This is a genomic window from Mesorhizobium sp. M7A.F.Ce.TU.012.03.2.1 (genome assembly GCF_004006095.1).
In the GTDB taxonomy this organism is placed as follows: Bacteria; Pseudomonadota; Alphaproteobacteria; order Rhizobiales; family Rhizobiaceae; genus Mesorhizobium.
The window spans coordinates 3,389,337-3,411,306 of record NZ_CP034779.1 but is presented as its reverse complement, the minus strand read 5'-3'; the positions used below and the strand labels follow the sequence as shown (position 1 = coordinate 3,411,306).

At 63.9% G+C, this 21,970-nt stretch carries 23 protein-coding genes; 11 read left to right on the top strand and 12 right to left on the bottom strand.

What is annotated here, in order from left to right; translation table 11 throughout:
• Positions 1 to 2 precede the first annotated feature (2 nt).
• The gene (locus EJ079_RS16440; protein WP_127809526.1) at positions 3 to 1,889 is read right to left on the bottom strand and encodes an ABC transporter ATP-binding protein; all 1,887 of its coding nucleotides are present in this window, start codon (positions 1,887 to 1,889) and stop codon (positions 3 to 5) included.
• Positions 1,890 to 1,918: 29 nt separating this feature from the next.
• A complete protein-coding gene (locus tag EJ079_RS16435) occupies positions 1,919 to 2,314 on the bottom strand; it encodes a hypothetical protein (protein WP_127809525.1) in 396 nt (131 codons plus the stop codon).
• A gap of 443 nt (positions 2,315 to 2,757) precedes the next feature.
• Between EJ079_RS16435 and EJ079_RS16430 the strand changes: the two genes are divergently transcribed.
• Both EJ079_RS16430 and soxR read left to right on the top strand, forming a co-directional pair.
• Positions 2,758 to 3,216, top strand: a complete 459-nt coding sequence (locus EJ079_RS16430) for a tRNA (cytidine(34)-2'-O)-methyltransferase (RefSeq protein ID WP_127396777.1) — start codon at positions 2,758 to 2,760, stop codon at positions 3,214 to 3,216.
• Between the two features lie 160 nt (positions 3,217 to 3,376).
• A complete protein-coding gene (gene soxR, locus EJ079_RS16425; RefSeq protein WP_127396776.1) occupies positions 3,377 to 3,838 on the top strand; it encodes a redox-sensitive transcriptional activator SoxR in 462 nt (153 codons plus the stop codon).
• Here soxR and EJ079_RS16420 read toward each other — a convergent pair.
• Entirely contained in the window at positions 3,835 to 4,092 is a 258-nt protein-coding gene (locus tag EJ079_RS16420; RefSeq protein WP_013529975.1) for a hypothetical protein, read from the bottom strand. The genes soxR and EJ079_RS16420 overlap by 4 nt on opposite strands.
• 166 nt (positions 4,093 to 4,258) lie before the next feature.
• On the opposite strand from EJ079_RS16420, the gene hemF reads away from it, so the two are divergent.
• From hemF to EJ079_RS16405, 3 genes are all read left to right on the top strand, one after another.
• The gene (gene hemF, locus EJ079_RS16415; protein WP_127380582.1) at positions 4,259 to 5,173 is read left to right on the top strand and encodes an oxygen-dependent coproporphyrinogen oxidase; all 915 of its coding nucleotides are present in this window, start codon (positions 4,259 to 4,261) and stop codon (positions 5,171 to 5,173) included.
• Positions 5,174 to 5,481: 308 nt separating this feature from the next.
• On the top strand, positions 5,482 to 5,742 hold the full coding sequence (locus tag EJ079_RS16410; protein WP_127396775.1) for a DUF1344 domain-containing protein: 261 nt from the start codon (positions 5,482 to 5,484) through the stop codon (positions 5,740 to 5,742).
• Between the two features lie 233 nt (positions 5,743 to 5,975).
• Positions 5,976 to 6,161 carry a DUF1059 domain-containing protein gene (locus tag EJ079_RS16405; RefSeq protein WP_127269428.1) on the top strand — a complete coding sequence of 62 codons (186 nt, stop codon included), beginning with the start codon at positions 5,976 to 5,978 and terminating at the stop codon, positions 6,159 to 6,161.
• A gap of 1 nt (position 6,162) precedes the next feature.
• Here EJ079_RS16405 and EJ079_RS16400 read toward each other — a convergent pair whose 3' ends face one another.
• The 3 genes from EJ079_RS16400 to EJ079_RS16390 are packed head-to-tail and all read right to left on the bottom strand — an operon-like array spanning position 6,163 to position 8,686.
• The gene (locus EJ079_RS16400; RefSeq protein WP_127809524.1) at positions 6,163 to 7,428 is read right to left on the bottom strand and encodes a CCA tRNA nucleotidyltransferase; all 1,266 of its coding nucleotides are present in this window, start codon (positions 7,426 to 7,428) and stop codon (positions 6,163 to 6,165) included.
• Positions 7,425 to 8,057 (bottom strand): CoA pyrophosphatase, encoded by a 633-nt coding sequence (locus tag EJ079_RS16395; RefSeq protein WP_127809523.1) that lies wholly within the window; start codon positions 8,055 to 8,057, stop codon positions 7,425 to 7,427. The genes EJ079_RS16400 and EJ079_RS16395 overlap by 4 nt, the downstream gene beginning before the upstream one ends.
• Positions 8,057 to 8,686 carry a DUF1285 domain-containing protein gene (locus EJ079_RS16390; RefSeq protein WP_127326869.1) on the bottom strand — a complete coding sequence of 210 codons (630 nt, stop codon included), beginning with the start codon at positions 8,684 to 8,686 and terminating at the stop codon, positions 8,057 to 8,059. The genes EJ079_RS16395 and EJ079_RS16390 overlap by 1 nt, the downstream gene beginning before the upstream one ends.
• Positions 8,687 to 8,837: 151 nt before the next feature.
• On the opposite strand from EJ079_RS16390, the gene EJ079_RS16385 reads away from it, so the two are divergent.
• The 4 genes from EJ079_RS16385 to EJ079_RS16370 all read left to right on the top strand — a co-directional run bounded on the left by EJ079_RS16385 (position 8,838) and on the right by EJ079_RS16370 (position 15,768).
• Positions 8,838 to 9,842 carry a MoxR family ATPase gene (locus EJ079_RS16385; RefSeq protein WP_127271985.1) on the top strand — a complete coding sequence of 335 codons (1,005 nt, stop codon included), beginning with the start codon at positions 8,838 to 8,840 and terminating at the stop codon, positions 9,840 to 9,842.
• Entirely contained in the window at positions 9,842 to 10,807 is a 966-nt protein-coding gene (locus EJ079_RS16380; RefSeq protein ID WP_127809522.1) for a DUF58 domain-containing protein, read from the top strand. The genes EJ079_RS16385 and EJ079_RS16380 overlap by 1 nt, the downstream gene beginning before the upstream one ends.
• Entirely contained in the window at positions 10,804 to 13,626 is a 2,823-nt protein-coding gene (locus EJ079_RS16375; protein WP_127809521.1) for a DUF4159 domain-containing protein, read from the top strand. Before EJ079_RS16380 ends, EJ079_RS16375 begins: the two co-directional genes overlap by 4 nt.
• 63 nt (positions 13,627 to 13,689) lie before the next feature.
• Positions 13,690 to 15,768: a hypothetical protein gene (locus EJ079_RS16370; protein ID WP_127809520.1), complete on the top strand. Its 2,079-nt coding sequence runs from the start codon at positions 13,690 to 13,692 to the stop codon at positions 15,766 to 15,768.
• A 2-nt stretch (positions 15,769 to 15,770) separates the two neighbouring features.
• On the opposite strand, the gene clpS is transcribed toward EJ079_RS16370, so the two are convergent.
• From clpS to EJ079_RS16350, 4 genes are all read right to left on the bottom strand, one after another.
• Complete coding sequence (gene clpS, locus EJ079_RS16365; RefSeq protein WP_023809857.1) at positions 15,771 to 16,076, bottom strand: ATP-dependent Clp protease adapter ClpS; 306 nt, start codon at positions 16,074 to 16,076, stop codon at positions 15,771 to 15,773.
• A 239-nt stretch (positions 16,077 to 16,315) separates the two neighbouring features.
• Positions 16,316 to 16,681 (bottom strand): hypothetical protein, encoded by a 366-nt coding sequence (locus EJ079_RS16360; RefSeq protein WP_127809519.1) that lies wholly within the window; start codon positions 16,679 to 16,681, stop codon positions 16,316 to 16,318.
• Between the two features lie 174 nt (positions 16,682 to 16,855).
• A complete protein-coding gene (locus EJ079_RS16355) occupies positions 16,856 to 17,089 on the bottom strand; it encodes a hypothetical protein (protein ID WP_013529962.1) in 234 nt (77 codons plus the stop codon).
• A gap of 39 nt (positions 17,090 to 17,128) precedes the next feature.
• Positions 17,129 to 17,431, bottom strand: a complete 303-nt coding sequence (locus EJ079_RS16350) for a hypothetical protein (protein WP_127266560.1) — start codon at positions 17,429 to 17,431, stop codon at positions 17,129 to 17,131.
• Between the two features lie 252 nt (positions 17,432 to 17,683).
• On the opposite strand from EJ079_RS16350, the gene EJ079_RS16345 reads away from it, so the two are divergent.
• Together EJ079_RS16345 and EJ079_RS16340 are read left to right on the top strand one after the other, a co-directional pair.
• Positions 17,684 to 18,400: a response regulator transcription factor gene (locus tag EJ079_RS16345; RefSeq protein ID WP_127809518.1), complete on the top strand. Its 717-nt coding sequence runs from the start codon at positions 17,684 to 17,686 to the stop codon at positions 18,398 to 18,400.
• A complete protein-coding gene (locus EJ079_RS16340) occupies positions 18,397 to 19,803 on the top strand; it encodes an ATP-binding protein (protein WP_127809517.1) in 1,407 nt (468 codons plus the stop codon). The genes EJ079_RS16345 and EJ079_RS16340 overlap by 4 nt, the downstream gene beginning before the upstream one ends.
• Before the next feature lie 50 nt (positions 19,804 to 19,853).
• Here EJ079_RS16340 and choV read toward each other — a convergent pair whose 3' ends face one another.
• Together choV and choW are read right to left on the bottom strand one after the other, a co-directional pair.
• Complete coding sequence (choV, locus tag EJ079_RS16335) at positions 19,854 to 21,035, bottom strand: choline ABC transporter ATP-binding protein (protein WP_024504539.1); 1,182 nt, start codon at positions 21,033 to 21,035, stop codon at positions 19,854 to 19,856.
• Positions 21,032 to 21,886, bottom strand: a complete 855-nt coding sequence (choW, locus tag EJ079_RS16330) for a choline ABC transporter permease subunit (protein ID WP_127266555.1) — start codon at positions 21,884 to 21,886, stop codon at positions 21,032 to 21,034. Before choW ends, choV begins: the two co-directional genes overlap by 4 nt.
• Between the last annotated feature and the right edge of the window lie 84 nt (positions 21,887 to 21,970).

The following is a 21,970-nucleotide window of genomic DNA, read 5'->3' as shown; positions in this document are numbered from 1 at the left end:
CATCATTCTGCGGCTTGCCCCTTTGCAAGTGCGTCGTTGGCGGGGTCGGCGGGACCGCCCTCAAGCAGGAACCCGCCCGACTGGCGCTGCCAGAGCTGGGCGTAGAGCCCGCCGCGGGCGACGAGTTCCTCGTGCGAACCTTCCTCGATGACACGGCCTTTGTCCATCACCACCAGCCTGTCCATCGCCGCGATGGTCGACAGCCGGTGCGCGATGGCGATGACGGTCTTGCCTTGCATGAGCTTGTAGAGGTTCTCCTGAATCGCCGCCTCGGCTTCGGAATCAAGCGCCGAGGTCGCTTCGTCAAGGATAAGTATTGGCGCATCCTTCAACATAACGCGAGCAATGGCGACGCGTTGACGCTGGCCACCGGACAATTTGACCCCGCGGTCGCCGACATGGGCATCGAAGCCCTTCCGGCCGCCGGCATCCGAAAGCCCTGATATGAAGTCCAGCGCCTCGGCGCGCCCCGCCGCCTCGACAAGCAGCTCTTCCGAGGCATCGGGCCGGCCATAGAGGATGTTCTCGCGCACCGAACGATGCAGCAGCGAGGTGTCCTGCGTGACCATGCCGATCTGCGCACGCAGCGAATCCTGCTTCACACCGGCGATCTCCTGGCCATCGATCAGAATCCGGCCGGCTTCGAGGTCATAGAAGCGCAGCAACAGGTTGACCAGCGTCGACTTGCCGGCGCCGGAACGGCCTACGATGCCGACCTTTTCGCCCGGCTTCACCGCCAGCGACAAGCCTTCGATCACACCCTTCTGCTTGCCGTAGTGGAAGCGGATGTCCTCGAAGCGGATTTCACCCCTGGAAACGCTGATCTCCTTCGCGTCCGGCCTGTCCTCGACAAGGCGCGGCAGCGAGATCGAGGCGATACCGTCCTGCACCGTGCCGATGTTCTCGAACAGGCCCGACATTTCCCACATGATCCATTGCGACATGCCCCACAACCTGAGCACAAGGCCGATGACCACGGCGACCGCGCCGATCGTCACGGCTTGCCCCAGCCACAGCCACAACGCCATCGCGGTGACAGAGAACAAGAGCAATGCATTCAGTATGTAGAGCGAGCCGAAAAGCACTGTCACAAGCCGCATCGACCGGTAGACCGTTTCGAGAAAGCCGGACATGCCGTCTTTGGCGAATGACGCTTCGCGGCGCGCGTGGCTGAACAGCTTGACCGTCTGGATGTTGGAGTAGCTGTCGACGACCCGGCCTGTCATGATCGAGCGCGCATTGGCCTGTTCCTCGCCGACCTTGCCCAGCCGGGGAATGAAAAATCGCAGCAAAAGGATATAGCCGACCAGCCAGAAGCCGAGCGGCGCGGCCAGCCGCCAGTCGGCCGAGCCGACGATGAGCAGCATGCCGAGGAAATAGACGATAACGTAGTTCAGGACGTCGATCACCTTGATGACGCATTCGCGCACGGCGAGAGCCGTCTGCATCAGCTTTGTCGCGATGCGGCCGGCGAACTCGTCCTGGTAGAAACTCATCGACTGCTTGAGCAGATAGCGGTGCACCTGCCAGCGGATGCGCATGGGATAATTGCCCATCAGCGTCTGCTGGTTGAGAAACGAATGCAGCCATACCGTGCCCGGCAGCGCGAACAGCACGATGAAGGCCATGCCGGTGAGCTTCCAGGCTTCCGTCTGCAGGAAGGTTTCGCGATTCTGCCCCGACAGCCAGTCGACGATGCGGCCGAGGAAGCCGAACATCCATACTTCGGCGATCGCGATGGCCGTCACCAGCACCGCGTCGAAAAGGATATAGGGCCATGCGCCGCGCGTATAATGCAGGCAGAAGGCAACCAGCGTCTTGGGCGGCTCGACCGGTTCCGCTGCGGGGAACGGATCGAGCCTTTTTTCAAACCAGCTAAACAACAACATAGGTTATGCCTGTGAAATGTGTTTGCCGCTTACGCGGCACGTGAGCGTACGAAATCCCCGGAACCCATGGCGTCAAGGGCCGACGGTCTGGAACCACCCGGACCGTCGGCCCTGCTTCGCGCAATATAGGGGCTCGCGGGCTTTTCGCCGACAGCTGCGCCAGACGATCCTGACGACACGGTGCCGCCAGCCCGGTTTTTCGCGCCCGGCCGGATCAGCCGGATGATCCGGCGCACCAGCGAAGGCCGGCTCAGATCGGGAACCGCGCGCGAAAAATCGACATCCGGCAGCATGCCGCGATGCGGCCGGCGGCGAACCTCGGCGTGAACCGCCGACGAATAGGTGTCGCCGATCAGCAGCGCCCAGGTCGGCAGTCGGTGGATATGCAGGCTCCTCGAGCCAGGTATTCTATAGGGATCGAACATCGGTCCGTCCTCCGTGTGAAAATCGAGATAAAAAGGCGAAGCAATATCGTCCGCCGGCATTCGGCCGGAGGCACGCATTGCGTCGGTCTGGACATGACAAGCATCGGTCCGGACAGGTTCAGCTGGGGCGTTCAGCCCTTTTGACTTTTTGAAAAACATCGCAGGATTCCTTCGAGAGCCGAAAAATCGTTTCGGCGGGAATCGGTGCGATCAAGTCTTAGAGAGTCAGGAGAATCGTCGTACCGAAACCGCCGGCAGGCAGGTAAGCCCACGAGAGGGGCGCTGGATGTGCATGGTCATCATGAATTACCCCTCCATCGGTTCGGGTTGACAATGCTGGCCGTATAACCGACTTCGCAGAAAATGGCCACCCGCAGGTCCAGCAATTTCCAAAACCGCCAAGCCGCTGTGGCCGATCCGCCACTTATTAGAAGGACGCGGAAATGAACTGTCGTCTCCGCATCGCGCTCTACCAGCCTGACATTGCCGGCAACACCGGCACAATCCTGCGCTTCGCCGCGTGCCTCGGACTTGGCGTCGACATCATCGAACCGACCGGATTTCCGCTCTCCGACAAAGCGCTCAAGCGAGCCGGCATGGACTACCTCGAAATGGCTGCCCTGACCCGGCATGTCGACTGGCATGCCTTCGAGGAATGGCGCAAGGCTGGTCCGCGCCGGCTGGTGCTGCTGTCGACCAAAGCCACGACGGCCTACACCAGCTTCATCTTCGCCGAAGGCGACATACTCCTGTTCGGCCGGGAATCCGCAGGCGTGCCGGATCCTGTCCATCAGGCGGCGGATGCGCGGCTGACCATCCCGATGCAGGGTACGGCGCGCAGCATCAACGTCGCGCTTTCCGTCGCCATGGTGACGGGCGAAGCCGTCCGGCAACTCGGATAGAATCCACAACCCATCGACAACATCACCCCTATCGTCGACGACGACAGGGGTTTCTCCACTTATTCTCACCCAGGCGCACATCGCCTTCTCCCGCATTTGCCCAAACGATATTTCTTCGCTACAAGCTCAACTTAACTTGAGGTCAAGCGGAAAGTGCGAAATGGCTGCTGTCACGGAATTAACAGTCGGCCAAGTGGCCATGCGCAGCGGTGTGGCGGTGTCGGCATTGCATTTCTATGAGGCCCGCGGCCTGATCCGCAGCCACCGTACGGCGGGAAACCAGCGCCGCTACGGCCGCGACGTGCTGCGGCGCGTGGCGATCATCAAGGTCGCGCAGGAGGTCGGCATCTCGCTGGCCGAGATCGGTGAAGCCCTGGCATCGCTGCCAGAAGGCCGCACGCCAACGCGCGATGACTGGAACGTTTTGTCGACCGCCTGGCGCGACGGGCTCGATCACAAGATCGCCCAGTTGAAGAAACTGCGCGACGGGCTGACCGACTGCATCGGCTGCGGCTGCATGTCGATCGACAAATGCCCGCTGCGCAACAAGGGCGACCGGCTGGCGAGGGAAGGCACAGGCGCTAGGCGGCTGGTTGCTCCGCCTCTCTCGAGGACATCCTAGTCCGCCGCTGGCAACCGCCTGATGGTGAACTCAATCAGGTCGCCCGGCCGCTCGAACCAGCTTTCGATTTCGGTCCAGTAGGCCTGCTTGGGAAAGCGCTCGAACCATTCCTTGGCCTTGAGCCGCGCATCGGAGCGCGGCAGCACGAAGGTCTCGCGCAGGAAACCGTCACGCGGCATACGCACGCGCTCGGCCCGGCTTTGATCGAGCCTTTTCTTCAGGCCATCCAGCGGCGGTCTTGCCGGGGTGCGCACGAAACAGCTCCTTGCACCTGGCGCATGACCCGAAATCGGAATCGAGTTTCGGAAAGGATCATGCGCAAAACCAAAGTGACTTGACCCTTGCCCTTAAGAGATTAGGGATCGCGCCGGCAAAAGACGAGTCATTTGTGGGACTCGCCGCCCCAACCGGAGACGGCACTTGGAACGACCAGAAATACCGGCAGGCCTGCCCGCCGACATCGAACAGAAGAAGATGAAGGCACGGCTGTGGTTCGAGGCGCTGCGCGAACGCATCTGCGCCACTTTCGAGCAGATCGAGCAGGACCTTGGCGGGCCGCTGGCCTCGTGGTCGCCGGGCCGTTTCGAAAAGACGCCGTGGGAACGCGACGAGGGCCGTGGCGGCGGCGGTACCATGTCGATGATGCACGGCCGCGTCTTCGAAAAGGTCGGCGTCCACACTTCGACCGTCCATGGCGAGTTCTCGCCCGAATTCAGGAAGCAGATGCCCGGCGCCGAGGAAGACCCGCGCTTCTGGGCATCCGGCATTTCGCTGATCGCGCACCCGTGGAATCCCAACGTTCCGGCCGTGCACATGAACACGCGCATGGTGGTAACATCGCGCCAATGGTTCGGCGGCGGCGCCGATCTGACACCGGTGCTCGATCGCCGCCGCACCCAGGACGACCCTGATACCCTCGCCTTCCACCGCGCCATGCAATTCGCTTGCGAGAAGAATGCCGCGGTCGCCGATTACCCGAAATTCAAGGCCTGGTGCGACGAGTACTTCTATCTGTCGCACCGCAACGAGCCGCGCGGCACCGGCGGCATCTTCTTCGACTGGCTGCATTCGGGCGAGGACAAAGGCGGCTGGAATGCCGATTTCAACTTTGTCCAGGATGTCGGCCGCTCCTTTCTCGTCGTCTACGGTCACCTCGTGCGCGCCAACTTCAACGAGAACTGGACCGATGGCGACCGTGACGAACAGCTCATCCGCCGCGGCCGCTATGTCGAATTCAATCTGCTTCACGATCGCGGCACCATCTTCGGACTGAAGACCGGCGGCAATGTCGCGTCCATTCTCTCCAGCCTGCCGCCCGAGGTTCGCTGGCCGTAACAAAATGGTGAGCGCGGCGTGAGTCGCATTGATGTCCCATTCGCTCGAAATGGGCATGGAATGTGGCACACGGTGCGGCGCAAAATTTCTTTTTCGTCTAATAGGCCGTTGAAAAGACTGGCCTATTTGTGGGGCCGGGTCGGGAAGCGCCGGCGGTTCGCCTGCGCGCAATTCCAGGAAAGTGCGAAACGGCTTTCCGACCGGAATTGCGTCAGACAAAGCGAGTCGCGACCCGACGCGACCGGACGGCCCAGACGACGCGGGACATCTTCGTCAAAAGATACCCGCCTTTCCAGGAGTACTTCGCAATGCGCAAGATCATTGTTTCGGCTGCCGCCGCTGCCCTTCTCGCTTCCGGTTCAGTGGCATTCGCCGCCGTCAAGCACACCACCGGGACGATCAAGACCTTTGACACGACGGCCATGAGCCTGGTCCTCGATGATGGATCGTCTTTTACGCTTCCCAAGACCTTCAAGGATCCTGGCCTGACGGTCGGTGAAAAAGTCCGTGTCTCATGGGATATGAAGGGCAAGAACAAGGTCGCCGAGGCCGTCAAGGCCGCAAAATGATGGCTTGCCCGCCAGAGCAGGATGAGACGATGTCCGGTCCTGTTTCGGGATAGTGTTAAGAGGGCGGAGCAGCGCTGCTCCGCCTTTTTGCCGTTGACCGCAACCAATGCCGTCCCATCTGTGTTATGCTTCTCACCCGCTCGCGGTCCGCGGATTAAACCCTGGAACTGGACCATGAGCCAAAAAAGTACCGAAGCCTCGACCAGGCTTCACGGAGGAAAAGGAGAAACCTGATGAAGGAATTTCACTGCGGGTCACTCGTGCCCGGCTGTGACTGGCACACGCGTGCCGACGAGGAGGCCGAGGTGATGCGCCGTGCCGTCGAGCACATGCGCGAGACGCATGGCGAAACGGTTATCCGCGAGACGATGATCGAGGCGATCCGCTCGCGCATCGAAAAGAGCCGCGACGCGGCCTGATCTACCCGGCGTTCAAAGCTTCGGCGGCGCGCTTGAGGAGCGCGTCGCGATCAGGGGTAAACCCGGCTTCGACCCATTCCGCCTCGAGATTCCTGAGGATTTCGCCGAGTTTCGGTCCTGGAGTTGCGCCGAGCGCCGTGAGATCGGCACCTTTCAGCGGAAACAACGGCTTTTCCCATTTGACGGCGAAGGCAAGCAGGCGCGAAAAGCCACCGGCTTCGAGCAGCGCCTCATTGTCCTCGACGGCGCGCACCCTGGCTGCCGCAAGCGACAGCCGCAGCCGGTCGACAAACCCGTTCCGGTCGCCGCGATAGAGCCTTTTCGCCAGTTCGCCCTCGGTCGTCTTCGGTTCGACGGCGGTGGCAAGCGCCCAGTGGCGCAGGCGATCCGCTTCGGCTGTCGAGAATTTGAGCCGCTCGGCGAGCGTCTTCATGCGAGCGGCATCGGGCGGCACGATCGCTTCCAGTCTGAGCAGCGGGTCGGGTGCCCAGCCCAGATCCTTCCCGGCCTTGGCCAACCCATGGATGGCATCGATGCCCCATTTCTCGCTTTCCGGCAGCGCTGCGGTCAAGACGCCTGCCTGCCGCATCCAGAGCAGCGCCCGTGACGGATCGGGCGCCGACAAGAGCTTCTTCAGTTCCGACCAGATGCGCTCGGCCGAAAGCTGGGCCAGCCCTTCCTTAAGCCGGGCGCAGGCTTTCAGCCCTTCGGCGTCCGGCCGTCCATCGCCGTACCAGGCGAAGAAGCGGAAGAAGCGCAGGATGCGCAGATAATCCTCGCGGATACGCGCTTCCGGGTCGCCGATGAAGCGCAGCCGGCGTGCCTCGATGTCGGCAATGCCGCCGACCAGGTCGACAACCCTGCCGTCGGCCTCGGCATAGAGCGCATTGATGGTGAAGTCGCGCCGCTCGGCGTCAAGCTTCCAGTCGCGCCCGAACGACACTTTCGCGCGTCGCCCGTCGGTCTCGATATCGGCGCGCAAGGTGGTGATTTCATAAGGTTTTCCGCCGGCAACCACGGTGATTGTCCCATGTTCGATGCCGGTTGGCACCGCCTTGAACCCTTCCGCTTCGGCGCGGCGGAGGGTTTCCTCCGGCAGGCAGGTGGTGGCGATGTCGATGTCGGCGACGGGCTGGCCCATCAGCGTGTTGCGCACCGCGCCGCCGGCGACTCGCGCCTCTTCACCGCCTTCGGCCAGTGCGAACAGCAGGCGCTGCAGATGCTTGTCGCCGAGCCAGTCGGCCCTGTCCGCGATCGAGACACTCACGCATAGAGCCTTTCATAGAGGGTACGGATGATGCCGGCGGTGACGCCCCAGATGCGCCGGTCGCCGTAAGGCATGTCGTAGAAGAACCATTCGAGATCGTTCCACATGCGGCTGTCGCGCTTGTGGTTGGCCGGATCCATCAGGAAGCGCAGCGGCACTTCGAAAGCGGCGTCGACCTCGTCGGCGTTGAGCGTCAGTTGGAAACCGGGCAGCACGATGCCCAGCACCGGCGCGATGCGGTAGCCGCTGCCGGCCACATAGTCGGGCATGCGGCCAATGATCTCGATGCGGTCTCGGCCAAGCCCGATCTCCTCGGAAGTCTCGCGCAGCGCCGCCGCCTCAGGGCTCGGATCGGTCGGATCGATGGTACCGCCGGGAAATGCCACCTGCCCCGAATGGCTGCGCAGCTTTTCAGCCCGCTTGGTCAGGAGAACCGTCGCATCGCCCTCATGATCGACCACCGGGATCAGCACCGCGGCATTGCGCAGCGCCTTGCCCTGGTTGAGGCGCGGATGGCCGGGGTTGAAGCGATGATCGCCATAATCGTCGCCGGCATGCGCATCGGGCTGCACGGCAAAACGCGCGCGAAAATCCGCGGATGAAAACGGCGCCGGCGTCACCTGGTCCATCACGCACTCAGCCGCTTCAACTGGTCCGCCGGCATGATCGGGAACACGGCGCCCTTGGAGCGCACCGCGAACATCGTCTTGCCGCCGATCTCGACCTCCTCGCCATGCCCGACCAGTTCATACATCACCGGCCGCGCCACCAGCGCTTCCAGGCGGCCACGCACCAGCACATAGGGCTTCAATCCGCCGGTCTCGTTCTCGTCGACAAACCGCAACGGCCGTTCCGGCCCGGCCTCGACGACATCGCCGACATTGGTGCGGAAGGTGATGGTCTGCGCTTCGCCGCTACCCGAAACGTCCATTTCGACCGCGATGAACGGCGCATCGGCAACGCGGATGCCGACCTTTTCCACCGGTGTCACCAGATAGGTCCTGCCATCGGCGTCCTTGCGCAGCACCGAGGAGAAAAGCTGCACCAGCGGCATGCGCCCGATCGGCGTGCCCAGATAGAACCAGGTGCCGTCGGACTTGATCTCCATGTCCAGATCGCCGCAGAAGTCGGGATTCCAGCGTTCGACGGGTGCCGCGCCCTTGCCGGCACGGGCGGCGCGCGAGATGAGCGCCTCGAGGCCACGCGCCTCGGTGGCATCCGTCAGGCTTTCTTCACGATGTCCCAAGGGTCCCGTCATGGTCACGAAATAGTCACTGTTGTTGCGCTTGTCAGCCTAAGTCTGTGATTATTTCGACATAGGCGCCACGCGAGGCCGAATCGCGGCAACTTATGGTATGGTGCAGCCGTTGTTCCAGCCATGGTATTCCAACCACAAGGATCGATGCGGCATGAGCGTGATGGTCAAGGAAAGCCCTATCAGCGAAAAGGACATGATCGCCGAGGCCGAAAAGGCGCTTGCCGACATCTCCCGGATCCGCGACGGGGTCGGCCGGGTCATCTTCGGACAGGAAAGCGTCGTCGAGCGTACTCTGGTGGCGCTGCTGGCCGGTGGCCATGCGCTTTTGGTCGGCGTGCCGGGCCTCGCCAAGACCAAGCTGGTCGAAACACTTGGCATCGTGCTCGGCCTCGATTCGCGTCGCATCCAGTTCACGCCGGACCTGATGCCGTCCGATATCCTCGGCTCCGAAGTGATGGAGCAGGACGAAACCGGCAAACGCTCCTTCCGCTTCATCTCCGGGCCGATCTTCGCCCAGTTGCTGATGGCCGACGAGATCAACCGCGCGTCGCCGCGTACCCAGTCGGCCCTGCTGCAGGCCATGCAGGAATACCACGTCACCATTGCCGGCGCCCGCCATGACCTGCCGGCGCCCTTCCACGTGCTGGCAACCCAAAACCCGCTGGAGCAGGAAGGCACCTATCCGTTGCCCGAGGCCCAGCTTGACCGCTTCCTGATGCAGGTGGATATCCTCTATCCCGAGATCGAGGCAGAGCGCCGCATCCTTCTGGAAACCACCGGCATCGAGGACGCGAAAGCGCAAAACGTGCTGCAGCCGGTGCGGCTGAAGGAGATCCAGACGCTGATCCGCCGCATGCCGGTGCCTGAAAGCGTCGTCGAGGCGATCCTGACGCTGGTGCGCTCGGCGCGTCCCGGCCAAGGCAATGCCGAGACCGACAAGAACGTCGCCTGGGGTCCCGGCCCGCGCGCCAGCCAGGCGCTGATGCTGTGCACAAGGGCGCGCGCGCTTTACGACGGACGGCTGGCGCCCTCGGTTGACGACGTCCGTGCGCTGGCCGAGCCAGTGCTGCAGCATCGTATGGCGCTGACCTTCGCCGCCCGCGCCGAAGGCACCGGCGTGCGTGACGTGGTGGCGAAACTCGTGAAAGGAATTTGATGCAGCGCATCGGCGAGGTCCAGGCTCCGGCAGCGACGCGCGACGCGCTCGCCCGTGGCCGGTTGCGGGCCTCGCTTGTGCCAGACCTGCTGGTCGAAGCGCGCCGCATCGTCAACACCGTGATCGCCGGCTGGCATGGCCGCCGCAAGCGCGGCATCGGTGAAAATTTCTGGCAGTTCCGGCCCTATGTCGAGGGTGATTCCTCGCGCATCGACTGGCGCCGCTCGGCCCGCGACGACCACACCTATGTGCGCGACCGCGAATGGGAAGCCGCCCATACGGTCTGGCTGTGGGCCGACCCCTCGCCGTCGATGCTATACAAATCGACCGGCGCCAGCGTTTCCAAGCAATCGCGCGCGCTGGTGCTGGCGCTGGCCATGGCCGAACTGTTGTCGCGCAGCGGCGAGCGCATCGCCTGGCCGGGCCTCACCGACCCGTTCACCGCCCGTAACGGCGCCGAACGCATCGCCGCCCAGTTGATGCATGCGGGCGATTTGCCGGCAAAACCCGACCTGTCCGACATCAGGCGCTTCTGCGACATCGTCATCGTCAGCGACTTCCTCGATCCGGTCGAAGAGACGATGGCCTGGCTCGACGTGCTGGCCCGCCACGGCGTGCGCGCGCACCTGATCGAGGTCGCGGACCCGGCCGAGGAGACCTTCCCCTATGCTGGCCGAACCGAGTTCACCGATCCCGAGACCGGCGACAAGCTGACCGCCGGCCGCGCCGAAATGCTGGGTGATGAGTATCGCCTGCTCTACGCCGCCCGCCGCCATGAACTGACGGGCTGGTGCAAACGGCTTGGCTGGAGCTTTACCGTCAACCACACCGATCGGCTCGCCTCCGACGCACTGGTGCGGCTGCACATGGCGATGACTGCTGACGGCCCCTCGGCCAGGCCGACCGCCGGCGGTCATGCAGGCATGATCGCCAGCGGCGATCGGCCAGGAAAGGCTGTCGCATGAGTTGGCTGCCGCTTTCCTTTGGCGCCCCCATGGTGCTGTGGGGCCTGCTGGCACTGCCGGTGATCTGGTGGCTGCTCAGGCTGACGCCGCCCAAGCCGCAGACCGAAATCTTCCCGCCGCTGAAGATCCTGGCGCGCGTGCTGAAGCGCGAGGAGACGCCGCAGCAGAGCCCGTGGTGGCTGACGCTGCTCAGGCTCTTGATGGCGGCCCTCATCGTCGCGGCATTGGCCGACCCGGTCTTCAACCCGCGCGAAAAGCTGCCGGCCGAGGGAGCCGCCCTTGCCCTGGTCATCGACAATGACTGGGCAAGTGCCGCCGATTGGGGCAAACGCGTCGCCACCGCCGAGCGGCTGATCAACGATGCCGGCGCCAACGGCGTGCCGGTCGTCATCGCCTTCACCGCCGAAAAGGCCAATGCCGAGGTCGGCCCGTTCGATGCCGCCACCGCGCTTGACCGGCTGCGCGCCGCCAAGCCGCGGCCGATCCCGACCGACCGGCCCGCCATCTATGCCCGCGTGGCCGGCGTGCTGGAGACCTTGCCCGGGGCCAGCGTCGCCGTGCTTGCCGACGGCCTGGCGGCAAAGGGCGATGAAGCCGCCTTCAACACGCTTCTGTCGAAAAATGCCGCGCGTGTCGTCTGGGCAACCGCGGACAGGCTGTCGCTGACCGGCCTGACCGCCGCCGACAACCAGGTCGACGGCTTTGCACTGACCGCCATCCGCGCGCCGGGCGACCCTGCCCCGGCTCAGGTCACCGCCGGCGCCTTCGATGACAAGGGCCGCCGCATCGCCGATGCGACGCTGACCTTTTCGCCTGGCGAAACCACCGCCACCGGCACCATGGCGGTGCCGTTCGAGCTGCGCAACGACTTCGCTTCCATCGCGCTCGACGGCGAGCGGCAGGCTGGTGCGGTCCGCGTCCTCGACGAAAGCTCCAAGCGGCGGCGCGTCGGTCTATTGTCGCAGGCCGAGGCCGACCAGGCACAGCCGCTTTTGTCGCCGCTCTACTACATCAGGCGGGCGCTGCAGCCCTTCGCCGATCTGGTCGAACCCTCCAGCGCCGATCTTGCCGACGCCATCCCGCAAATCCTCGACCAGAAGCCCGCGATGATCGTTATGGCCGATATCGGCACCATTCCCGGACAGGTCCGGCAGAGACTTGTCGATTGGGTCGACAATGGCGGCACGCTGGTGCGTTTCGCCGGTTCGCGGCTGGCCACCGCGGGCGATGACGACGATTTGCTGCCCGTCCGCCTTCGCACCGGCGAGCGGTCGCTCGGCGGCGCGCTGTCATGGACGTCGCCGCAGCCGGTCACCGAATTCCCCAAGGCCGGCCCGTTCGCCGATCTGGCGCCGCCGACCGAGGTCACCGTCAGCAGGCAGGTGCTGGCCGAGCCGACATCCGATATCGTCGAGCGCACCTGGGCGGCCCTTGCCGACGGCACGCCGCTGGTCACCGGACTGAAGAAAGGCAAGGGCACGCTGGTGCTGTTCCACGTCACCCCCGAGGCAACCTGGTCGAACCTGCCGATCTCTGGCAGCTTCGTCGAGATGCTGCGCCGCATCGTGCAGCTGTCGCGCAACCAGGGCGCGGCCATCGCCAATGCCGAAGCCGCCGCGGCGTCGCTGGCGCCCTATCGCATGATTGCAGCCGACGGCTCGCTGGTGCCGCCGACGCCGGATGCACGGCCGCTTGTACCGGGCGCTGGCGCGCTGCCGGTGACTTTTGAAAACCCGCCAGGTCTCTATGGTTCCGAGACGGGTGTATTTGCCCACAATCTGCTGGAAGCCGACAGCAAGTTGGCGCCCCTGGCGCGCCCGCAAATCACTGTTCCGGTCACCTCGATCCAGTATGCCTTTGACGAATCGCGCAATTTGAAAGGCACGCTGGTCGCGGCCGCCCTGGTGCTGATGCTGCTTGATACGCTGGCGGTGTTCTGGATGGGCGGCCTGTTTTCACGCCGGCCGCGCCGCGCCGGTGCCGTGACAACCACCGCCGCCGTCCTGATTGCGCTGGGTAGCTTGTTCGGTCATGCCGACCTTGCCCGCGCCGACGACGCCAAGCCGGGTGACGAAATTGCCATCGAGGCGATTTCGAAGACCCGCATCGCCTATGTGCTGACCGGTGTGCCGGGCGACGATTCGATCAGCCGCGCCGGGCTCGAGGGGCTGACGCGATTCCTGGTCGAGAAGACGGCGCTGGAACCGGGCGAGCCGGCCGGTGTGGACATCTCCCGGGACGAGCTGTCGTTCTATCCGCTGATCTACTGGCCGATCGATCCGGCCGCACCGATGCCCAGCCAGGCAGCGATCGCCCGCGTCGACGCCTATATGCAGCAAGGCGGCACGGTGCTGTTCGACACCCGCGACCAATTCGCCAACGGCATCGGCGCCGATTCAACCAGCCCGGCGACGGAGCGGCTGCGCGACATCCTCGGCAACCTCAACGTGCCGCCGCTGGAACCGGTACCGTCCGACCACGTGCTGACCAAATCCTTCTTCATCCTGCCCGAATTCCCCGGCCGCTTCGCCGGCAGCCCGCTCTGGGTCGAGGCCTCGCTCGACGCCAGCAACGCCGAGAACCGGCCGGTGCGTACCGGCGATGGCGTCTCGCCGATCATGATCACCGCCAATGATTTCGCTGGCGCCTGGGCGGTCGACCAGAACGGCGATGCGCTGCTGCCAACCGTGCCGGCAGACCCGATGCAGCGCATCTACGCGCTGCGCGCCGGCGTCAACATCATGATGTACATGCTGACCGGCAACTACAAATCCGACCAGGTGCACGTGCCCATACTGCTCGAACGGCTGGGGCAGTAGAATGAGTTTGTTTGGTGCCCTCCGGTCGCGGATAAACCCTCCCCAAAAAGAGGAGGGTAAGGAATGAATTGGTCGATCTCCTTCGAACCGCTGATCTCCTGGCCACTGCTGACCTTGGCGCTGGTGCCGCTGGCGCTGCTTGCGCTGGTCGGCCTGTGGTTTCGCCAGCGCGGTTCGGTCTTCCGCTTCATCGCCCTTCTGGCGCTCGCCGCCGCTTTGTTCAACCCGGTGTTCCTCAACGAGGAGCGCGAGCCGCTGAAAAGCGTTGTCGCCCTCGTCGTCGACCGCAGCCAGAGCCAGGATATCGGCGACCGCACCAAGCAGACCGACGAGGCGTTGGCCGGGCTGCAGCAGCGGCTTGGCCGCTTCAAGCAGTTCGACGTGCGCGTCGTCGAGGCCGGCAAATCCGAGGCCGCCGAGGAACGCACCGAGACACGGCTGTTCGGCGCGCTTGAAGGCGCCTTCCGCGACGTGCCGCCGTCACGGATCGGCGGCGCCATCATGATCACAGATGGCGAGGTCCATGACGCCCCCCCGGGAGCGCCCGATTTCAACGCTCCGCTGCATGCGCTGATAACCGGCAACGATCACGAGAAGGATCGCCGCATACGTTTCGAGAACGCCCCGCGCTTCGGCCTTGTCGGCAAGCCGCTCGACATGACCTACCGCGTCATCTCGACCGAAAAAGAGACCGGCCCGGTCGATGTGCGCGTTTCGGTCAATGGCGAACAGGTCGCGGTCGAGCACGCCACCGTTGGCCAGGCGATGCCGTTGCAGGTCACCATTCCGGGTGCCGGGCGCAACATCGTCGAACTCGCCATCGATCGCGAACCGGGCGAACTGACCGACACCAACAACCGCGCCATCGCGCTCATCGACGGCATTCGCGAGAACTTGCGCGTGCTGCTCGTCTCCGGCGAGCCGCATGCCGGCGAACGCACCTGGCGCAACCTGCTGAAATCCGACGCCTCGGTCGATCTCGTCCATTTCACCATCCTGCGGCCGCCGGAAAAGCAGGACGGCACGCCGATCAACGAATTGTCGCTGATCGCCTTCCCGACCCGCGAGCTGTTCGTCGAGAAGATCAAGGATTTCGACCTCATCATTTTCGACCGCTACCAGCACCGCGACGTGCTGCCGATCCTCTATTACGACTACATCTCCGAATATGTCGAAAAGGGCGGCGCGCTGCTGATCGCGGCCGGCCCCGAATATGCCGGCGAAAGCTCGATCGCGCGTACGCCGCTGATGTCCGCCCTGCCGGCGATGCCGACCGGCGAGGTGGTCGACAAGGCCTTCTATCCGCGCCTCACCGAACTCGGCCAGCGCCACCCGGTGACGCGTGGGCTGGATGGCTCTGCCACCGAGCCGCCGCACTGGAGCCGCTGGTTCCGCACCATCGGCGTGCAGAATCCCGAAGGCGCAGTGGTGATGAAGGGCGCCGACAACCGGCCGCTGCTGTTGCTCGACCGTAAGGGCGAAGGCCGCGTCGGCATGCTGCTGTCCGATCAGGGCTGGCTGTGGGCGCGCGGCTTCGAGGGCGGCGGCCCGCATGTCCAGCTCTACCGGCGCATCGCCCACTGGCTGATGAAGGAGCCTGAGCTCGAGGAAGAGCGGCTGACCGCCGACGGCCGCGGCATGGTGCTGGAAATCCGCCGCCAGACGATGGCCGACGATCCCAGCCCCGCGCAGATCATCACCCCATCCGGCAAGACCTTGACCGTCAAGCTCGAGAAATCCGAGCCCGGCGTCTTCCTCGGCAGCGTCGAGACCAGCGAGGTCGGCCTCTATCAGGTCGCCAATGGCGACCTCACCGCGCTCGCCCATGTCGGGCCGGTCAACGCCCCGGAATTCGCCGACGTCATTTCCACCGAAAGCCGGCTGAAGGCGCCGGCTGAAGCCACCGGCGGCAGCGTGCGCCGGCTGGCGTCGTCCACAGCCCTTGGCAGCGACGTGACGCTACCCTCCATCGTGCCTGTGCGCTCGGCTGGTGCCGCGTCCGGCAACGACTGGATCGGACTGCGCACCACGGACGACAGCGTGCTCAAGGCCGTCTCGCGCGTGCCGCTGTTCGGCGGCTTCCTCGGCCTCGGCCTGCTGCTTCTGGCAATGGGTTCGATGTGGTACCGCGAAGGGCGGTAGAGCTACTCCTCCGGCTCCGTCGTGAACATCAGCGGATAGCCCTTGGCCTTGCCGGCATCGGTGGCGCGCGTCGCCTTGGTCTCGGCGACATCCCTGGTGAACACGGCGACGACGCAGACGCCGCGACGATGCGCGGTGATCATCACCCGATGCGCCTGGTCTTCGCTGAGTTTGAACTCACCCTTCAGCACCGTCACGACGAATTCGCGCGGCGTGAAATCGTCATTGATGAGGATGACCTTGTAGAGCTTTGGCCGTTCGACCTGCGGCTTGACCTGGACGCGCGGTTTTGTGGTGATTTCAGGCATTGGAACCGACAGTTAGAGCAATTCCAGGAAAAGTGTAAAACGGTTTTCCGCCCGGAATTGCGTCAAGACAAAGGATCAGAACGGTTCGCCGTTTCCACGAAACGGTGAATTGCTCTGGCGTAGCAACCCTGCCGCCATTCTGGCACCAGCGAAAGCGGTCGTCCATTTTGGTCGACGCGCGAAAACAGTGTCCGCCGACGCGGCCATTCACAATCATGTGGGAAAGTGTCGGTTGCCGTTCAACGGCCCTGGCGGCCGAACATGCGACGGCTGGGAATCTGCCGCGCGGTCGTGGCGGGCCGCATATCGGGGTGAAAGCGGTTTCCACCCGCATCCGCCCGGCGTTCCAGCCAGACCGTGATCGGCCATGCGGCGACGCAGATCAGCGTCGCGCCTGTCAGCACGATCAGCAGCCAGGTCTGTGCCGGCGTGATGTAGTCCCAGTTGGTGGAAATCGCCGGCGCGAACAGCGAAGGCTCGGTGCGTCCGGTGGCCGGATCGGGCACCGGGCTGGCGGTGAACAGGATCAGCACCCTGGCGACGCCGGTGGCAACCAGGCCGCCGATCACCATCGAGCGCAAAATGGACGAAAGCCGCTTCTTCATGCGGATTGTCCTACACGGCCGGCGTTGCAAACGGGTTAAGTGTCAGTCGAGGCGGAAGCTGCCGGTGCCAGACTTCGTCGGGGCTTCAGTGGCTCGGACAGGAAGAAGGCCGCTCCAGCCGAAACCAGCTGGAGCGTCCTTGGCCAACAGGCCGGCATTTTATGCCGGACCTGATTACGTCTTCGGGGCGTCCTTCTTGACGGCCTTCTCGGCAGCCTTCTTGTGCTTCTTGACGGTCTTCTTGACGACCTTCTTCGGAGCAGCCTTGGCCGGAGCGGCAGTCGCCGGAGCTGTGGTCGTCGAAGCAGCCGGAGCAGCGGTCGTGGTGGCGGCGGCGTTGCCGAGAGCCGGCATCGCGAAAGCCAGAGCGACGGCGAGACCGGTGGCGGAGAGGATGGACTTTTTCATGGCTTCGTTTCCTTTTTATGCGGGTCAAGTTTCTGAGTGTTACTGAACCGGGTCGTTCGGCGTCACTCCAAGCAGCTTCAAAGCATTGGCGAGCATCCGGATGCCCTGCGCCTGTTTCTTGGCGGCGCAGTACCGGTTGCCCTTTCTCTGAAGTGCCTTTGCCGCGGTGACCTGCGTTGCCGTGGCGTGGGTTTCGAGGGCTTCATCAAATTGGTGGCTGAGATTGGCGCACCGTTCGCTCCGGGTTGTGAGCGTCACCTTTGCGTCCGATTGTCCGACAGCGGCAGTGACCAGGCAGAAGCCCAGCAACGCACCCAACAAACTGATCGACAACCTTGGCATCGGTTTATCCGTAAACCCGGAGACTAGCGTCGCAGCCGATGACCTGACCGCCACGAGACCAGTTATGCCCTTGAAATTTTTCAGGAGTTTTTCTGAACTGTAGAATTTTGTTTCTGGATTGTGTCTGAGAAAGCCGGTGTGAACCCATCATAGCCACTGGCCAACATATGGCCTGAATTCTATCGTGTGGGTTGCAACAGAAGGGCTTGGCAATCAAAGACAGAAGGGCTTGGCAACAATGACAGGGCTGCTGTGAAATCCGACGCACACATACTGATCGTCGACGACGACAAGGGCATCCGCGACCTGCTGCAGGAATTCTTCCAGAAGCGGGGCCTGCACACCTCGGTTGCCGCCGACGGCATTGAGATGGAGACCATCCTGCGGCGCGTCCAGGTGGACCTCATCGTCCTTGACGTGATGCTGCCCGGCAAGAGCGGGCTGGAGCTGTGCCGCGACCTGCGCGCCCAGTATTCGACGCCGATCATCATGCTGACCGCCGTCACCGAGACGACCGACCGCGTCGTCGGCCTGGAAATGGGCGCCGATGACTATGTGCCCAAACCCTTCGACCCGCGCGAGCTTTTGGCGCGTATCCGCGCCGTGCTCAGGCGCAATGGCGCCGCCGAGCCTAAGCGCGCCACCACCAAGCAGATCTACCGCTTCGCCGGCTGGACGATGGATTGTGCTCGGCGACGGCTGATCGCACCCGACGATATCAGGGTCGAGCTGACCATGGCGGAATTCAACCTGCTGCAGACCTTCGTCAAGAGCGCGCAGCGCGTGTTGACCCGCGACCAGCTCATCGAACTGTCCGGCGGCGACAGCGACTATTCCTTCGACCGCAGCATCGACATCCTGGTCAGCCGGTTGCGGCGCAAGATGGAAGACGACCCCAAAACGCCCAAGCTGATCCTGACCGTGCGCAGCGGCGGCTACCAGTTCCTGCCCGAGACGACCTCCGAATGAGACGTTTCCTGCCGCAGACCTTGCCTGTCTGGGTGCTGCTGATCGTCATTGCCGGCCTGCTGATCAGCCAGGTCGCGACCCTTTACATCGTATCGCGAGACCGCGCCGCGGCCAACGACGTCGTCGACCTCTACCGGCTCAACGACCGTGCCTTCTCGCTGGTGCAGCTCATGCATGACGCCAGTCCGGACGAGCGCAAGGCGACGGCGACCGGCCTGTTCAATTCCACCTACGCGCTCACCGTTTCGGACACGCCGGCGGTCACTTCGTCGATCGCCGGTGACGACGAACTGGCCGAACTCGAAGACATCCTCGTCGGCAGGCTGTCGAAATTCGGCATCACCGATGCACGCGTACGACGCGATCCGGCGACGCGCGAGGCCGATGACGCGGACGGCACGGCCCCGGGACCCGACATCGGCCAGGTCGAACGCGACCTTCTGGTATTGGCCGCCGACTTCGCCCAGAGCGACAAGCTGACGGCCTCGCTGCGCTTCGCCGACGGCCAATGGCTGAACTTCACCGAGCCGATCACGCCGGTCGGCCCGATCCTGAGCTTCGACAGCCTGCCGCTCTATTCGCTGATCGCAGGGCTGGTGGTGATCATGTCGATCTGGTCGCTGCGCCGACTGACGGCGCCCTACCGGATGATGGAAACCGCCGTGAACCGGATCGGCAAGGATCTGAAGAGCCCGCCGATCGCCGAGAGCGGCAGCCGCGAAGTGCGAGCCGCCGCCAAGGCGATCAATGCCATGCAGGCAAGGTTGCGCGAATATGTCGAGGACCGCGAACATCTGGCGGCGGCACTGGCGCATGATCTGCGCACGCCGATGACCAGGATGCGCCTGCGCCTGGAGCTGTTGCGCAAATCGGCGGTCCGCGAGGCATTGGCGCACGACCTCGCCGATGTCGAGGGCATCGCCAGCTCGGTGATCGACTTCGCCACCTTCGAAGTGACCGAGGAAAAGAACGAACGCATCGATTTCTGGTCGCTCGTGGAATCGATCGCCGACGGCTATGACGACGTGTCGTTCGACGACGAGACCCGTTCGCGCGGGCTGATCTGCATGGCGCGGCCGGTGGCGCTCAAGCGCTGCGTCACCAATCTGGTGCAGAACGCGGTCACCTACGGCAAGAAGGCGCATCTTTCGCTGCGCCGGTCGGAGAACATGATCCTGCTCACCATCCGCGATGAAGGGCCGGGCATACCGCAGGCACAGATCGACGCCGTGTTCGGCTCGTTCGTGCGCCTCGAACAATCGCGCAACCGCCAGACCGGCGGTCTGGGCCTCGGCCTGACCATTGCCCGCAACATCGCGCGTGCCGCCGGCGGCGAGATCCGCCTGTCCAACAACCCGGGCGGTGGCCTGCTGACCCAACTGCGCCTGCCGCTGGCGGCTTAAAAAAGAGGCGCGATTGGTCGCCGCCTCGTCGATATTGAGTTCCGAAGAACCTACCTTCTCAGCACCGCGCTCAGCACATCGCGGATACCGATGGCGCCGACGAAGCGCGACTGGTCGTCGAACAGCGCCACGGGAGCGGTCTGCGAACGGTGCATGGCCAGCATCACGGTTTTCAGCGAGGTGCCCGGATTGGCCCAGAACACTTGCGCGGCTTCTTCGGATTGGCCTTCGACATCGGCGCACGACACCCAGACCGCCGGTTTGCCATCGCGTTCGGCCGCCGCCACCAGCCCGTGATCATCGATCTTGAAGCGCGTCGTCTTGCGGCGGTCGAGCCACACCCAGCCGTCCTTGCCGTGCTCCAGATCGCGACGGTCGCGCATCACGTTCCAGGCGGTCAGCACCGACAGCGGGTTCACATTGGCGATGAAGTCGCGGACATAGTCGTTGGCAGGCCGCAGCACGATGTCCTCCGGCGCGCCGGTTTGCACGATGCGCCCGCCCTCCATGATGGTGATGTGGGAACCGATCTTCAGCGCCTCCTCGAGGTCGTGGCTGACGAAGATGATGGTCTTCTTCAATTCCGCCTGCAGCTGCAGCAATTCGTCCTGCAGCTTGGTGCGGATCAGCGGGTCGAGCGCCGAGAACGGCTCGTCCATCAGCAGGATCGGCGCCTCGGTGGCGAAGGCCCGCGCCAGGCCGACGCGCTGCTGCATGCCGCCCGACAGCTCATGCGCGTATTTCTTCGACCACTGGTCGAGATTGACCAGCTTGAGCTGGCGTTGCACGCGCTCCTTGCGCTCGGCTTCCGGTACGCCGGCGAGTTCGAGGCCGAGACCGACATTCTCCTCCACCGTGCGCCAGGGCAAAAGGCCGAACTGCTGGAACACCATCGCCACCTGTTTCTGGCGCAGGCGCCGCAGGGTCGCCTCGTCGCAGGTGACGACGTCGACGGTTTTGTCGCCATCCTTGACCAGCACCTGGCCGCGCGACACCACGTTGAGCCGGTTGACCGCCCGCAGCAATGTCGACTTGCCCGAACCGGAGAGGCCCATCAGCACGGAGATCTCGCCCTCGTTCACCGTCAGGCTGGCGCCGGCGCAACCCAGTACATTGCCGGTCTTTTCGAGGATCTCGGCGCGGCTGGCTCCGGCGTCGATCATCTTCAGCGATCCGGCCTGGTCGGCGCCGAAGACGATATCGACGTTCCGGAAATCGACGGCGACGGTCATTTCTTGCCTCCAACGGCGATGCGGGTCATCCGGTCGAGCACGATGGCCAAAACGACGATGGCGAGGCCCGCCTCGAGCCCGAGGTCGATCTTGCGCGAACCCAGCGCCCGGTTGATTTCGGTGCCGAGGCCGCCCGCGCCGATCAGTGCGGCAAACACCACCATCGACAGCGACAGCATGATGCACTGCGTCAGACCGGCCATGATGGTGGGCAGCGCCGAGGGCAGCTCCACCTTCCACAGCAACTGGCTCTTGGTGGCGCCGAACGCCTCGCCGGCCTCGACGATCGACTTCGGCACCGAGACAACGCCGAGATGCGTCAGACGAACCGCGGTCGGGATGACGAAGATGATGGTGACGATGAGGCCGGGCGCATTGCCGAGGCCGAACAGCGTCAGCACCGGGATGAGGTAGACGAAGGTCGGCAGCGTCTGCATCAAATCGAGCACCGGCAGCATGACGCGATAGACCTTCGGCTTGTGCGCCGCCCAGATACCGAGTGGCACACCGATGGCCATCGAGGCGGCGGCGGCGGCAACCACCAGCACCAGTGTCTCTACCGTCTGCTTCCAGAGGTTCTGGTTGAGGATGAACAGCAACCCGAGAAAGACAGCCACCGCCAAGCCTCTCGATCGCTGCAGATAATAGGCAAGCAGTGCAATCAGCGCGATGAGAAGGACCGGCGGTACCAACAGCAGCGTGTCGACCACTCCATCGAGCAGGAAATTCAAGCCGCCGGAGAGGCCGCGGAAGAAGGTGTTGAAATTGTCGGTAAGGAAGGTGAAGAACGCTTTGCCCCACTCGCCTATGGGGATTTTATAACTGACAAAGAATTTTGAAATCGGATCCATCTTGCCCCTCTTTGGCAGTCGCCGTCCTTGCCGGACGGTCATCTTGTCACAGGATATGAAAAAGGGCAGCCCTTTCTACAGTGA